The organism is Flavobacterium sp. UBA5153 (assembly GCA_002413745.1).
In the GTDB taxonomy this organism is placed as follows: Bacteria; Bacteroidota; Bacteroidia; order Flavobacteriales; family Flavobacteriaceae; genus Flavobacterium.
The window spans coordinates 14,911-28,969 of record DHXP01000049.1 but is presented as its reverse complement, the minus strand read 5'-3'; the positions used below and the strand labels follow the sequence as shown (position 1 = coordinate 28,969).

The window sequence follows — 14,059 nt, the reverse complement described above, 5'->3', positions numbered from 1 at the left end:
ATTTGCAAAAAATAATAATAAAAAAATGCAACTTTTAATTTACTTGATAGCCTACCCGATTTTACTATTAATATCGGTTTTGCCTTTTAGACTTCTGTATATTTTATCTGATATCGTTTATTTTTTCGTATATTATATTTTTGGATACAGAAAAAAAGTGGTTAGGAAAAACTTAACTTTAGCTTTACCTCATTTATCAGAAAAGGAACAATTAGATATCGAAAAAAAATCATACAAGCATTTGTGTGATATGTTCTTGGAAATGATAAAAACGATGGGAATTTCTAATGAAGAAATAAATAAAAGGTTTGTTTTTAAAAATTTAGAAGTTTATAATTCTCTTGAAAAAGAAGGAAAAAGCATTGCTTTGATGTGTTCTCATTATGCTAGTTATGAATGGGTTGTGTCTATGAATAGTAAAATAGCGTATGAAGGGTACGCTATTTATAAGCCTATTCAAAACAAATATTTTGATATTTTAGTTCGGAAAATAAGATCAAAATTTAAGGCTCATTTAATTCCTATTGATAAATCTATTTCTTTGATTGAAAATAATTTTGACAAAAATATTAAGTCATTATACGGTTTTGCAAGTGATCAATCGCCAATTGTAAGAAAAAACAGTTATTGGGCAAATTTCATGAATATTGAGGTCCCGGTATATGTAGGAGCAGAAATGCTTTCTAAAAAATTTGATATGAATGTAATCTTTTTGAAAGTTAAAAAAATAAAAAGAGGGTTTTACGAGGCTGAATTTGAGGTAATGTCTAAAAATGCAAAAGAAGTTCCAAATTTTGAAATTACAGATTTATTTTTGAGAAAAGTAGAAAAACAAATAATTGAAGCTCCAGAATATTATTTTTGGACACATAATCGTTGGAAGCATAAAGACAAGAATCCGAAATTTTTTTAAAATAGAGGATTAGATGGTTTTATATAAAAAATAATTAAAATAAATAAATATGAAAATTATATTTCATGAAAATCAATTATCCTATAGAGGAACTTCTAACGCAGTATATAATTATGCTCTTTTCAATGAAGAAATATTGAATAATGAATCGGTAATTTTATATAATAAAACTAATAAACACAACTATGATTCTGCAGTAGAAAGATTTAATAAAAAATTCAAAGTAGTTGATTATAGTGAAATATCTGAATTGGAAAAAATTGTAGAAAATGAAAAATCAGATATTTTTTATGCTATAAAATCAGGAAAAAAAGATGGTGTTGAGGTTTCATGTTGTAAGACAGTAATTCATTCTGTTTTTAAAAATCATGAACCACATGGTGATGTTTATGCCTATGTTTCGGAGTGGCTTTCGCAAGAAATGACAAATGGTGTTTCACCTTTTGTGCCTCATATGATACATGTTGAAAAAAGTGAATTTAATTTGCGAAAAGAATTAAATATTCCAGAGGATGCCATAGTTTTTGGGCGTCATGGAGGTAATAAAACATTCGATATTTCTTTCGTAAAATCTGTAGTTAAGCATATATCTAGAAAAAGAAAAGATATTTATTTTTTATTTTTAGGAACAGATTCGTTTGTTTTTAAAACCATATTTAGGCCTTATAATAATGTTATATTTTTGCCGTCAACTGTGGACGAAATTTACAAAGCTAAGTTTATAAATACTTGTGATGCTTATTTACATGCGCGAAAACAAGGAGAAAGTTTTGGTATAGCTGTTGGTGAATTTTCAATTTCAAATAAGCCTATTATTACTTGGGAAAATTCAAAAGAAAAATCGCATATTGATATATTAGGAGATAAAGCAATACTTTATGAAAATAAAGAAAAATTAACCACTATTATCGAAAATTTTACTCCAAATCCTTTAAAGGATTACGATGCTTATTCAAAGGATTATTCGCCTAGTAAAGTAATGGAAAAGTTTAAAAAAGTTTTTATAGATGGTTAAATTTTAAAGTCTATTGTTGTAATTTTTTAAGCTCTTCATAGCGAACATAAACGCTATAAGCAAATAAATACGACAATACAATTCCTCGATAACCATCGAGAAATCCAAATTTTAGAATATAATAGCTTATGAAAGTAAAAATAGGATGGAAGAAATGCATAATAATGTTATATTTCTTGCCTTTTAAATTTTTTTCTTCAGCTTTCAATCTGCCATAAGAGGCTACTTTTTTCTTAAAAACAAAATAATCATAATAGGTATAATGAATCATTTTATTTTTTAATTGGGCTTCTTTTCCCTTTATTTCTAGCTTTTCATGTACCAATTTATTAGTTTGATACTGGCATTTATTTTTATCAAAAAGCCGTAAAACCATATCAGATTGTGTGCCTGTAAAACGCATGGCTTTATCTTTAAACATAAAAACTCTTGGCATTGAATAAGCATCTGCATCTGGAGTAGTTTTTAGTAAATCCACTATTTCGACTTTCAATTTGGGCGTAAGTCTTTCATCTGCATCTAAAAAAAGAATCCAATCATTTTTTGAATTATCAATTGCAAAATTTCTTTGATCGGCATAGTTTTTAAATTTATTTTGAATCAATTTTACATGCGGAAATGATTTTACTATTTCAATTGTTTTATCTGTGCTGAAAGAATCTACAACGATTATTTCATCTGCAAATCCTATTTTTTCTAATAATTCACCAATATAACGCTCTTCATTATAGGTTAAAATTAATATAGACAGTTTTGTATTATTAGTAGGCATCAGTTTTTTTTTAAAGATTGAATTCTTTTTACCGTAATTGTCAGTTCTGTTTGCATAAGTTTTGTACTTATCAATAATAACAATTAAAAGTATTGATTCTATTTTTTATTAAGATTCTTTATCTTAATGTTGTTTGTAAAGCATTGATCGAGAACTTGTCCATGTTCGATTATAAATGGCGGAAATATAGTAGGTTAAAAGATTTTTAAAGATATAAAAATTCACTTTTAGTTTTGGAACGAAAAAGAATATAATTCCCAAGATTGCCATTACCGTTTTTTCAAAAAGTAAAGACGATACTATTAAAAATTGAATTAATAGGCGCTCAAAACCTCTTGAATGCTCATTAAAATAAACATGTTGTGAAATTAATACTTCGGTTTTTGTTAGTGCTTTGGTTTTGATATTAATCCTTGAAGCACCGCCATGTTTGTGTAAAATTGATGTCTGTCTTAACAAAGCTACTTTTCCACCTTGGTTAGCGACACGTTTACAAATATCTACATCTTCAAAATAAAGCCAATATTTTTCATTCCAACCTTTAATCTTTTCATACCAAGTTACACTCATAAAAATTACGGCACCAGTCGCCCAATCTGGAAAAATTATTGTTTTATCTGGATTGAAATCTCGAATGATTTTGCTTCTAGTAAAAAGTTTATTGATAGCTCGGAAGGAACCAAACAAGGTTTTTAAACTTGGAAAAAACCGAACTTCTTTATATGTTTTCCCTTTTTCGTTAAGTTGGGTGCAGGTAACTATGCCAAAATCAGGGTTTTTTTTTGCGCTATTCCAAAGTTCATAAATGGCATTTTCGCCAGCAACTGTATCAGGATTTAGAAAGAGTAAATAATCCCCTTTTGCTAAATTGGCTCCAGTATTACAACCATTGGCAAAGCCATTATTTCCTGAATTTTTAATGAAATTAATGGAGGGAAATAGAGTTTCGAATGCTTCTAATTTTCCGTCATTAGAATGGTTATCCACAACAATAGTTTCAAAAGAAAATCTATTGCTGTGGATAGTTGTTAGGGCTTCAAGACATTCTCTTAATGCATCCCAACTTTTGTAATTTACAATAACGACAGAAACATCAATCATTAAAAGTGTAGTGTAAGTTTATACGGCAACATCATATTCTCTCAACGCATTATTCAAAGACGTTTTCAAATCGGTTGATGGTTTGCGTGTGCCAATGATCAAGGCGCAAGGGACCTGAAAATCTCCGGCTGCAAATTTTTTGGTATAACTTCCCGGAATCACGACAGAACGTGCAGGAACAAAACCCTTTCTTTCTACTGGAGTTTCTCCAGTCACGTCAATTATTTTTGTTGAAGCAGTCAAACAAACATTCGCTCCAAGAACAGCTTCTTTTCCTACGTGAACACCCTCGACAATAATACAACGTGAACCTATAAACGCTCCGTCTTCAATAATTACCGGAGCCGCTTGCAATGGTTCAAGAACGCCACCAATTCCTACACCGCCACTTAAATGTACGTTTTTTCCAATTTGTGCACAACTTCCAACGGTTGCCCATGTATCTACCATTGTTCCTTCATCTACATAAGCACCAATGTTTACATAACTTGGCATCAAAATAACGCCGCTCGAAATATAAGCACCATAACGGGCAGATGCTCCTGGAACTACACGAACTCCTTTTTCGGCATAATCTCTTTTAAGAAGCATTTTGTCGTTGTATTCAAAAATTCCAGACTCTAGGGTTTCCATTTTTTGAATTGGGAAATACATAACAACGGCTTTCTTTACCCATTCATTTACCTGCCAGCCGTCCCCTTTTGGTTCGGCAACACGCAGTTTTCCTGCGTCCAATAATTTTATAACTTCTCTAATGGCAGTTGTTGTAGCGGTTTCCTGTAACAAAGCGCGGTTTTCCCAAGCTTGTTCTATGATGGATTGTAATTCGTTCATATTCGTTAGATTTTGGACAAAGATAGGATTTTTAACCAAAAGCAAAAAGTCAAATTGAATTGAAAATGTTATATATTTGTACTTTAAATTGTATTGATTATGGAAGCAATTAGATTAGAATTTCAGCCAGAAATAAAAGCCAAAATCTTGGAATTATTGAGTACATTTTCATCCGATGAATTGAAAATCGTTTGGGAAGACGAGGAGTTTATTAGAAATAAAAGAGAATTAGATGCTTCTTTGGGAAAAATTAAAAGCGGAACAGCAAAACTTTACTCTTTTGAGGAGTTAGATGCAATTCTTGAAAAAACTATTTCAGAATATGAAAGTTAGTTTTGAAGCAAAATTTATCGAAAAATTGAATAATCAAGTTCGTTATATTTCAAAAGACAAACCTCAAACTGCAAGAAAATTCAAAAGTGATTTAATTAAAAAATTAAGAAAAGACTTGAAGCAACCCTTTCATTCCAAAAAATCTATTTATTATAACGATGAAAACATTCGTGATTGTGTTTTTAAAGGTTATACTTGCGTTTATAAAATTGATTTAGAGCAAGATGCTATTACTGTTTTCGGTTTTATAAAACATAAAGAATCCTTATAAATGCCAAGAATTCTCGCCATAGATTACGGACAAAAACGAACGGGGATAGCCGTTACGGACGAACTGCAGATTATTGCCTCGGGTTTGACGACCATTCCATCCGCAACAGCAATCGCTTTTTTGAAAGATTATTTTTCCAAAGAAAAAGTAGAGGCAGTCCTCATTGGCGAACCCAAACAAATGAACGGTCAACCATCGGAAAGTGCTTCGATTATAAAAGGATTTGTTACTCATTTCACCAATCACTTTCCGGAGATGAAAGTCATTCGGGTAGATGAACGTTTTACTTCAAAAATGGCTTTTCAAACGATGATTGACAGCGGATTAAAAAAGAAACAACGTCAAAACAAAGCACTGATTGACGAAATATCCGCAACGATTATGTTGCAGGATTATTTGTCTCGAAAAATGTTTTAGGGATGTTATTCTCGTTTTACGATTGTGATTTCATCAATACTTTTGTCGTTTTTACAATGTTTTCCGATACATTGACAAGCCAAATAAGTTGTTCTATAACCAATTGTGCTTCTTGCATTTTTAATTGAAATGCTTTTTCATCAATAGGATTCCCTTCTTTTAATTCTCTTTCACGAATGTTTTTTAATTCGGTAAATCGGAGTGCTAAATCGTCTTTATTCGTTTTTTCGGTTGTATCAATAGTCTCTTCTTTCAAAAGTAAAATAGCATTGTCTAAATTTTTTATTACAGCATCCACAACAACATTAAATGCTTTTGATGCTGTTGTAGTTTTGTGCGATTGTATATAGGTTCCTAACGAAGCTGATGATGAAAGTAAAGTGTGATTGAGCACGGCGAGTTTATAAACTTGCGGCAGTTGCTTTTGTTTTGATTTTGGTTCTTGTGCCATTCTCAGAAAAGAAGCCATAAGATTTCCTATTTCGATAAAAGCATTTTTTCTTGCTAATCGATAGGATGTAGAAATATCTCCTTTTTTGTTATAAAAAATGGAAATTTCCTTCAGGTAATTTTTATTTGCTTTGATTGATTCTTTTAAATAAATAGGAATGTTTAAAAATTCCCAAGAAGGCCACAAGAAGTGATTGGCGAGAAAAGCTAAACTACTTCCGACTAGAGTATCTATAATTCGATATTGAATAACTTCTCCAACATTCGGAGTTAATATACCATAAATAAAAACGATATACATTGTAACGAATGTTGCACTAATCTTGTAGTTAATATTTGTAAATGAAAAACCCAAGAGCATTGAAAGAATCACTAATGAACTAATTATAATCCCATCGTGAACTAAAAAAAGAATTCCGAAAGCAATCGCTCCGCCTATAATAGTTCCGAAGATCCTATCAAAAGACCTTGTTTTTGTTAATCCATAACCGGGACGCATAATCACGACTATGGTGAGTAAAACCCAATATTCGTTATGAAAGGAAAATACTTTACTGATTATAAAACCAAATAAAATAGTTGCGGTTAATCTCAATGAATGTCTGAAAAGAGTAGAGGAGAAGCTTAAATTTTCAATTAATGTACTCCAAAGATAATATTGAGGAGTTAGAAATTTTTCTAAATCTTTGTCTCTTCCTTTAAAATCATAGGTGCTGATTGCAGAGGAAAATGCTCGTTGTACAATTTTGATTTTTTCTACCTGTTTTTCGGCATATTGCAACATTGTGGTTAGCATAAAAACACCTTCTGAAGCATCGATTTTACTTAAGACATTATTATAATCGGCAATAGCAAGCTCCAAATTGCTCAAATCTTTGATCAAAGTGTTTTTTGGAATAAACTTGTTTTTGTTTTTTACACTTTTTGAAAGTCTTTTTAAACTTGCAGCGAGATTATAAGCCAGGGTTTGATAAGTGAGTAATACTTTTGGATGTTCTTCAAATTTTTTGTGTAATCTGTTATGGTCAAATGAAGTTGATAGTGCAAGTTCCAAAATTTCTACCAATGAAATAAAAACGATAAGAAGTCTTCGGTTTTGGTTAGAAGAACCGGAATAATTACTAATTAGCACTTCTCGAATGTTTTCGTGAATGTCATTTAATTCTATCTGAAGATGTAATTGTTTTTCGATAATCGCCTTTCTGTCGATGGTTGGAACCCAAAGATCACCTCTTAGTTTCAAATATTTGGCAGTTAATTTGATACATTCTGCAATTTGAATTTCGAGATAGCGATACGGTCTGACATAATTAAATAGAAGCGAAATCAATAGGTAAAATATACCTCCGCCAAGTAAAAGCGCAGCGTGTAGAACCATTTCCCAACCCGAATTGATATGAGAAAATGCCAATGAAACGGATAGTAAAGCCGAGAATGAAACCATTGTTGCCCGTTTTCCAAATACGGAAAGCATAGACAAGAAAAAAACAGATAGCACCAAAAAAGGATAAAAAACCCAAGGATAAGGATATACAATATTAACCAATAAATTTGCACTAGAAATAAGGAGAGCAGTGATAGTAACTCCTTTTATTTTGTCTTTTAAACTACTGGGAATATCACTTGGATAGGTGAAAAAAGCGCCAAGGGCAATGGTAAATCCTGTTTGAAAATTACCGAAATAAGTAAACAATAAAACAGGTATAACAGCTGCAATTGTTATTTTCAGCGCGTTAATAAAATAAGTAGTATCGGTAAATTTTTGTATTTGATTAATCATACATTTGCATTAATTACAAAGGTAAGAATTGTACCATTTATAGCTACAATAATTGAATTTGATTTCAAAGCTGAATTTAATTATCAATCGAGGATAATTGAATGTCTATTTTTTTACTATTTTTGCCAACTGAAATTCAATGAGAAAGAAATTTTGAATTTATAGTAGACAATACTTAATATAAGAATAATGATTTTACCAATTGTAGGATATGGCGATCCGGTTTTAAGAAAAATGGGTGAGGAGATTACTTCAGAACATCCGGATTTGAAGGAAATCATTGCCAATATGTACGAGACGATGTACAATGCTTATGGCGTGGGTCTTGCGGCACCACAAGTAGGAATGAGTATTCGCTTATTCGTAATTGACACGACGCCTTTTAGCGAGGATGAAGATTTGCCAATAGAAGAACAAGAACAATTAAAAGGTTTCAAACGAACTTTTATCAATGCCAAAATGTTGAAGGAAGAAGGGGAAATTTGGGGTTTTAATGAAGGTTGCCTCAGTATTCCTGATGTGCGTGAAGACGTTTATAGAAACGAAAAAATCACGATTGAGTACTGCGATGAAGATTTTAACGTAAAAACCGAAGTGTTTGATGGTTTGGTAGCGAGAGTTATTCAGCACGAATACGACCATATTGAAGGTATTTTGTTTACCGATTTGATTTCGTCATTAAAGAAAAAACTAATCAAGAAGAAATTACAAAACATCATGGATGGCAAAACCAGACCTGATTACCGAATGAAATTTTGCAACAAAAAAGGAAGATAAACGCTCAATGACAATATCAATGACAATATCAATTTAAAAAATAAAATTTAAAAATGAATTTAGAAAAAATATTATCCATTTCTGGCAAACCAGGTTTGTATGCATTAAAAGTTCAAACCCGTACTGGATTTGTAGCAGAATCATTACTTGACGGAAAAAAAAGTACCGTTGGGTTGAAGGTTAATGTAAGTTTATTATCGGAAATTTCAATTTACACCACTAACGAAGAAAAACCGTTGGCTGAAGTAATGCGAAATATTGCCATCAAAGAAGATAATGGACCGGCTATTTCCCACAAGGAAGACAATGAAAAGCTAGTAGCCTATTTCAAGGAAATTCTACCGGATTATGATTCAGAAAGAGTGTATCCTTCGGATATCAAGAAAGTTATGAATTGGTATAATTTGCTTCAAGCAAAAGGATTAGTTTCAAAAGAAGCTCCGGTTGTCGAAGGAACCGCAGAAGTAATTGAAGAAAAAGCGGAAGAAGTTATCGAAGAAAAAATTGAAGAAGTAAAAGCTCCAGCAGTAAAAGCTCCGGCTAAAAAGGCCAAAGCCAAGAAAGAGTAATTATTGCTTTCTGAAATATATTTTAATCCTGCCTTGATTTTTTGAGGCAGGTTTTTTTTATCTATAAATATAAAATGTTATAATAATGTTGTAACTTTGCTCTTATTTTTTAAATTATGGAAACAAATATAATTACAATCGGAAATTCTAAGGGGATTATTATTCCTTCTAAACTGCTAAAAATTGCGGGCTTCAAAAGTGTCGTAAATTTAGAAATTAATGAAGGTAAATTAGTTATTAGTCCGTCAAAAAAAGTTCGTGAAGGTTGGGGCGAATTGATAAAAATGGAAATTGATAAAAATGGACTACCTAATTTGTTGATTCCTGATTTTTTTGATGATGAACAAGAAAATGATTGGCAATGGTAAAGCAATATGAAATTTATTGGGTTGCTCTTGATCCAACATTAGGAAGTGAAATCAATAAAGTAAGACCTTGTTTAGTAATTTCTCCAAACGAGTCAAATCAATTTTTGAACACCGTTTTAATAGCTCCAATTACTTCAAAAATTAGAAATTTCCCAATGAGAGTGGGAGTTGTTTTAGAAAATAAAATCGGACAAATTTGTTTTGACCAAATTAGATGTATTGATAAAATTAGATTGAAAACTAAAATTGCTGCACTCGCAAAAAATGACGTTGAAAAGGTAAAAAATGTATTAAAAGAATATTTAGTTAACTAATGAACTCCAGACAGACACAACTCCAAGCTTTCGAGCGATTATTGAACATTATGGATGATTTGCGCGAAAAATGTCCTTGGGACAAAAAGCAAACCTTGCAAAGTTTACGCCATTTGACCATCGAAGAAACGTATGAATTGGGCGATGCCATATTAGATAACGACTTGAATGAAGTCAAGAAAGAGTTGGGCGATTTGCTTTTACATATTGTTTTTTATGCCAAAATAGGAAGCGAAACCAACGATTTTGACATAGCCGATGTTTGCAACGAAATTTGCGATAAACTCATACATCGTCATCCCCATATTTATGGCGATGTTGTGGTAAAAGATGAAGAAGAAGTCAAACAAAACTGGGAAAAATTAAAACTAAAGGAAGGAAAAAAGTCGGTTTTAGAAGGTGTTCCACGAAGTTTGCCGGCATTGGTAAAAGCCAGTAGAATTCAGGACAAGGTAAAAGGAGTGGGTTTCGATTGGGAAGAACCACATCAAGTTTGGGATAAAGTTCAGGAAGAATTACAAGAATTTCAAGTTGAGGTCGAAGCTGGCGATCAAGAAAAAATGGAAGTTGAGTTTGGTGACGTGTTGTTCTCGATGATCAATTATGCACGGTTTTTAAACATCAATCCAGAAGACGCTTTGGAGCGCACCAATAAAAAATTTATCAAAAGATTTCAATACTTGGAAAGCAAAGCTGGAGAATTAGGAAAACCTTTGATGGATATGACTCTGGCTGAAATGGATATTTTTTGGGAAGAGGCAAAGCGTCTTCCTAATAAATAGGAATTGGAAAATCTTTGATTTTCAAATACCAAATTTGGGAAGAGGCAAAGCGTCTTCCTAATAAATAGGAATTGGAAAATCTTTGATTTTCAAATACCAAATTTTGGAATGAAGCAAAGAAACTGTAATTTACGGATTATCTCCCAAAGAAATTATTCAGCAATTCTTTTGAGTTTGACAATATCTTTGATGACGATTTTTTTACCAAGCAATTCAATCAATCCTAATTTATTGAAATCGGATAGCAAGCGGATACAGCTTTCAGTTGCCGTACCTATCATCCCTGCAAGTTCTTCTCGTGAAAGCTGAATGCGTAACGAACCATCCTCGTTTTTACCAAAACTATCTTCAAGGTAGATTAGCGTTTCTGCTAACCTTTCTTTAACCGTTTTTTGAGAAATAGAAACCACATGGTCACTTGCGTCTTTCAAATCGCCACAAATAACTTTCATCAGGTTCATCGAAAACTGGTTATTTTTGTCGAACATATTCAGGACTTCACTTTTTGGAATAAAGCAGATTTCCATATCCTCAAGTGCCACGGCACTCAAATTAGCCGGTTCATCACTGATCATCGAACGCTGACCCAGCAATTCTCCGGGCTTAACTAACTTTACAATCTGGTCTTTTCCGTTTGCACTTAATTTAGACAGCTTACATACGCCACCTTTTACACAATAAATACCATTTACACTTTCTCCTTCTTCAAAAATGGGTTCGCCTTTTTTGATAATATAGGAAGTTTTGCATTCGGCAAGTTTTACTAGTTCTTCTTTATTGAGCGCCTTTAAAGAGCTAAATTCTCTAACAATACATTGTTCGCACTTACTCATATAAAATATTTATTGGTTTGCAAAAATACAAATTTAAATGACAATTATCATATATTTAATTTTTCTGGTTAGTACATTTGCAAAAGGTCAAGAAAAGCAAATTTATGGACGCATACAACTGTTTTCACTGCGGATTGGATATTGTAAAAGAAGAAGAAATTATTTTTGATGAAAAACAATTTTGTTGCAATGGTTGCAAAACCGTGTACGAAATTTTTAGTCTCAATGATTTGACTTGCTATTATGATTTCGAAAAAGCTCCCGGAGCGACTCCGCTTGATATTAGCGGTAAATATGACTTTTTGGATAATGAAAGCATAGTCTTAAAACTTTTGGAATTTCAAGAAGATACAACGGCTATTATATCGCTTAATATTCCTCATATTCACTGTAGTTCATGTATTTGGATTCTCGAAAATCTGCAACGTCTTCAAAAAGGAATAAGCACTTCGCAGGTCAATTTTCCCGAAAAGAAAATCAGAATTACATATAATCCCGAAGTAGTTTCACTTAAAACCATTGTTCATTTATTGAGTTCCATCGGTTATGAACCATATATCAGTTTAGAAAATTACGAAACAGGCAAGAACAATATCGATAGAAGTTTGACTTATAAACTGGGATTGGCTTTCTTTTGTTTCGGCAATATTATGTTGCTTTCTTTTCCCGAATATTTTGAGGTCAAAGAATATTGGTTAGATAGTTACAGGCCTTTTTTCCGTTGGCTGATTTTTGCATTGTCATTGCCGTCTTTCCTTTATTCGGCAAGCGGATACTATGTTTCTGCATACAAAAGCATAAAATCCAAAATGCTGAATATTGATATTCCAATTGCTTTAGGACTAATAGTAATGTTTGTGCGAAGTACATTTGATATTCTAATGAATTATGGTTCCGGTTTTTTTGACAGCCTGACGGGTTTGATTTTCTTTATGCTCTTGGGCAAAATGTTCCAAACCAAAACCTATAGTTTTTTGAGTTTCGAAAGGGATTTCAAATCCTATTTTCCAATTGCAATCACGAGAATTAACAGCAATACTTCCGAGGAAAGTGTTCCAATTTATGACATCCAAAAAGGCGATAGGTTGTTGATCAGAAACCAAGAACTGATTCCTGTTGATGGAATTTTGATTAGTGAAAAAGCCGAAATTGATTATAGTTTTGTTACCGGAGAAGCCGTTCCAATTACAAAAAAATCGGGGGATAAAGTGTTTGCCGGGGGCAAACAAATTGGCAAAGTAATCGAAATGGAGGTTTTATATTCGGTTTCACAAAGTTATCTGACCCAATTGTGGAGTAACGACGTATTTCAGAAAAATGTGACACAAAAATATAAATCCATTACGGATACAATCAGCCGTTATTTTACGCCGATACTTTTATTGATTGCTTTTGCATCATTTGGTTATTGGATTTTTATTGATGTCAACACCGCTTTCAATGTTTTTACGGCAGTGTTAATTGTGGCTTGTCCTTGTGCATTGGCATTGACGGCACCGTTTACCATGGGAAACATACTGCGAATTTTAGGCAAAAATAAATTTTACCTCAAAAACGCATTGGTCATAGAGCAACTGGCCAAAGTCGATACTATAGTTTTCGATAAAACGGGAACGATTACGACTAATAAAAAATCGAATATTTCCTATGAAGGAAAAGTTCTTTCGGATGAAAATATTGTACTGATAAAAAATGTGCTTCGGGCTTCGAATCATCCGTTAAGCAGGATGTTGTATGATTTTTTGCCAGAAGGTAAACGATTAAAAATAAATCATTTTGAAGAAATTACAGGTAAAGGCATTCAAGCTCAAATTGGTACTATAGAAATTAAAATAGGTTCTGATGAATTTGTAGCCCAAAACTCCCCTATACCAGTTTTGGCTTCCTCCCCTTTGGAAAGGGTCGGGGTGAGGACTTCGGTTCATGTCAAGATTAACGAAATTTATTACGGAAAATACATTTTCAATAATCAATACAGGGAGGGATTGGAGCAACTTTTCGATAAATTAAGTATAAATTATCAAATCAAGGTTTTGTCTGGTGATAATGAAGGCGAACGTGCCACTTTGGAAAACATATTGCCCAAAGGAACCGAATTGGTCTTCAATCAAAAGCCGGAGCAAAAACTAGAATTCATTAAAAAGCTGCAACAAGAAGGAAAAAATGTGATGATGGTAGGCGATGGTCTCAACGATGCCGGTGCTTTGGCGCAAAGTAACATTGGGATTTCGATTTCGGAAAATGTCAATGTTTTTTCGCCAGCTTGCGATGCAATTCTTGATGCTAGCGAGTTCAAGAGGCTGGATTACTTTTTAAAACTCTCCAAGAAAGCAATCACAACAATCAAAATGAGTTTTACGCTGTCGTTAGTGTATAATGTTGTGGGATTATCATTTGCCATAACCGGAAACTTATTGCCATTGGTGGCCGCAATCATAATGCCTTTAAGTACAATCACAATTGTCAGTTTTGTAACAGTGATGAGTAATTTTTATGCCAGGAGATTAAAATAGATAAAAACAGATAAAAT

General features: G+C 32.5%; 16 protein-coding genes. 11 read left to right on the top strand and 5 right to left on the bottom strand.

The window, feature by feature from the left end:
• Positions 1 to 25 precede the first annotated feature (25 nt).
• Positions 26 to 913, top strand: coding sequence for a lysophospholipid acyltransferase family protein (locus B2145_RS09840; protein WP_291101686.1), 888 nt, complete (start codon positions 26 to 28; stop codon positions 911 to 913).
• A gap of 49 nt (positions 914 to 962) precedes the next feature.
• Positions 963 to 1,928, top strand: a complete 966-nt coding sequence (locus B2145_RS09835) for a hypothetical protein (RefSeq protein ID WP_291101684.1) — start codon at positions 963 to 965, stop codon at positions 1,926 to 1,928.
• Positions 1,929 to 1,938: 10 nt separating this feature from the next.
• Here the strand turns inward: B2145_RS09835 and B2145_RS09830 are convergent, their stop codons facing one another.
• The 3 genes from B2145_RS09830 to B2145_RS09820 all read right to left on the bottom strand — a co-directional run bounded on the left by B2145_RS09830 (position 1,939) and on the right by B2145_RS09820 (position 4,635).
• Positions 1,939 to 2,700, bottom strand: a complete 762-nt coding sequence (locus B2145_RS09830; RefSeq protein ID WP_291101682.1) for a glycosyltransferase family 2 protein — start codon at positions 2,698 to 2,700, stop codon at positions 1,939 to 1,941.
• A gap of 123 nt (positions 2,701 to 2,823) precedes the next feature.
• The gene (locus tag B2145_RS09825) at positions 2,824 to 3,801 is read right to left on the bottom strand and encodes a glycosyltransferase family 2 protein (protein ID WP_291101681.1); all 978 of its coding nucleotides are present in this window, start codon (positions 3,799 to 3,801) and stop codon (positions 2,824 to 2,826) included.
• A gap of 18 nt (positions 3,802 to 3,819) precedes the next feature.
• Positions 3,820 to 4,635 (bottom strand): 2,3,4,5-tetrahydropyridine-2,6-dicarboxylate N-succinyltransferase, encoded by an 816-nt coding sequence (locus B2145_RS09820; RefSeq protein WP_291101679.1) that lies wholly within the window; start codon positions 4,633 to 4,635, stop codon positions 3,820 to 3,822.
• Positions 4,636 to 4,734: 99 nt separating this feature from the next.
• Between B2145_RS09820 and B2145_RS09815 the strand changes: the two genes are divergently transcribed.
• Genes B2145_RS09815 through ruvX form a run of 3 tightly spaced genes read left to right on the top strand, consistent with a single transcriptional unit; the run spans position 4,735 to position 5,656 of the window.
• A complete protein-coding gene (locus B2145_RS09815; protein WP_291101677.1) occupies positions 4,735 to 4,968 on the top strand; it encodes a hypothetical protein in 234 nt (77 codons plus the stop codon).
• A complete protein-coding gene (locus B2145_RS09810; RefSeq protein WP_291101675.1) occupies positions 4,958 to 5,239 on the top strand; it encodes a type II toxin-antitoxin system RelE/ParE family toxin in 282 nt (93 codons plus the stop codon). Before B2145_RS09815 ends, B2145_RS09810 begins: the two co-directional genes overlap by 11 nt.
• On the top strand, positions 5,240 to 5,656 hold the full coding sequence (gene ruvX, locus B2145_RS09805; protein ID WP_291101673.1) for a Holliday junction resolvase RuvX: 417 nt from the start codon (positions 5,240 to 5,242) through the stop codon (positions 5,654 to 5,656).
• A 16-nt stretch (positions 5,657 to 5,672) separates the two neighbouring features.
• Here the strand turns inward: ruvX and B2145_RS09800 are convergent, their stop codons facing one another.
• Positions 5,673 to 7,886 carry an FUSC family membrane protein gene (locus B2145_RS09800; RefSeq protein WP_291101671.1) on the bottom strand — a complete coding sequence of 738 codons (2,214 nt, stop codon included), beginning with the start codon at positions 7,884 to 7,886 and terminating at the stop codon, positions 5,673 to 5,675.
• Between the two features lie 189 nt (positions 7,887 to 8,075).
• Here B2145_RS09800 and def point away from each other — a divergent pair, with 189 nt between their 5' ends.
• The 5 genes from def (at position 8,076) to mazG (ending at position 10,696) form a co-directional block, all read left to right on the top strand.
• Positions 8,076 to 8,663 (top strand): peptide deformylase, encoded by a 588-nt coding sequence (gene def / locus B2145_RS09795; RefSeq protein ID WP_291101669.1) that lies wholly within the window; start codon positions 8,076 to 8,078, stop codon positions 8,661 to 8,663.
• 53 nt (positions 8,664 to 8,716) lie between these two features.
• Positions 8,717 to 9,232, top strand: coding sequence for a DUF5606 domain-containing protein (locus B2145_RS09790; RefSeq protein WP_291101667.1), 516 nt, complete (start codon positions 8,717 to 8,719; stop codon positions 9,230 to 9,232).
• A gap of 116 nt (positions 9,233 to 9,348) precedes the next feature.
• Positions 9,349 to 9,600, top strand: a complete 252-nt coding sequence (locus tag B2145_RS09785; RefSeq protein WP_291101665.1) for an AbrB/MazE/SpoVT family DNA-binding domain-containing protein — start codon at positions 9,349 to 9,351, stop codon at positions 9,598 to 9,600.
• Positions 9,594 to 9,914, top strand: a complete 321-nt coding sequence (locus B2145_RS09780) for a type II toxin-antitoxin system PemK/MazF family toxin (RefSeq protein WP_291101663.1) — start codon at positions 9,594 to 9,596, stop codon at positions 9,912 to 9,914. Before B2145_RS09785 ends, B2145_RS09780 begins: the two co-directional genes overlap by 7 nt.
• Positions 9,914 to 10,696 (top strand): nucleoside triphosphate pyrophosphohydrolase, encoded by a 783-nt coding sequence (gene mazG, locus B2145_RS09775; RefSeq protein ID WP_291101661.1) that lies wholly within the window; start codon positions 9,914 to 9,916, stop codon positions 10,694 to 10,696. Before B2145_RS09780 ends, mazG begins: the two co-directional genes overlap by 1 nt.
• A gap of 152 nt (positions 10,697 to 10,848) precedes the next feature.
• Here the strand turns inward: mazG and B2145_RS09770 are convergent, their stop codons facing one another.
• Positions 10,849 to 11,529: a Crp/Fnr family transcriptional regulator gene (locus tag B2145_RS09770; protein WP_291101659.1), complete on the bottom strand. Its 681-nt coding sequence runs from the start codon at positions 11,527 to 11,529 to the stop codon at positions 10,849 to 10,851.
• A 104-nt stretch (positions 11,530 to 11,633) separates the two neighbouring features.
• On the opposite strand from B2145_RS09770, the gene B2145_RS09765 reads away from it, so the two are divergent.
• The gene (locus B2145_RS09765; protein ID WP_291101657.1) at positions 11,634 to 14,042 is read left to right on the top strand and encodes a heavy metal translocating P-type ATPase; all 2,409 of its coding nucleotides are present in this window, start codon (positions 11,634 to 11,636) and stop codon (positions 14,040 to 14,042) included.
• Positions 14,043 to 14,059: the final 17 nt, after the last annotated feature.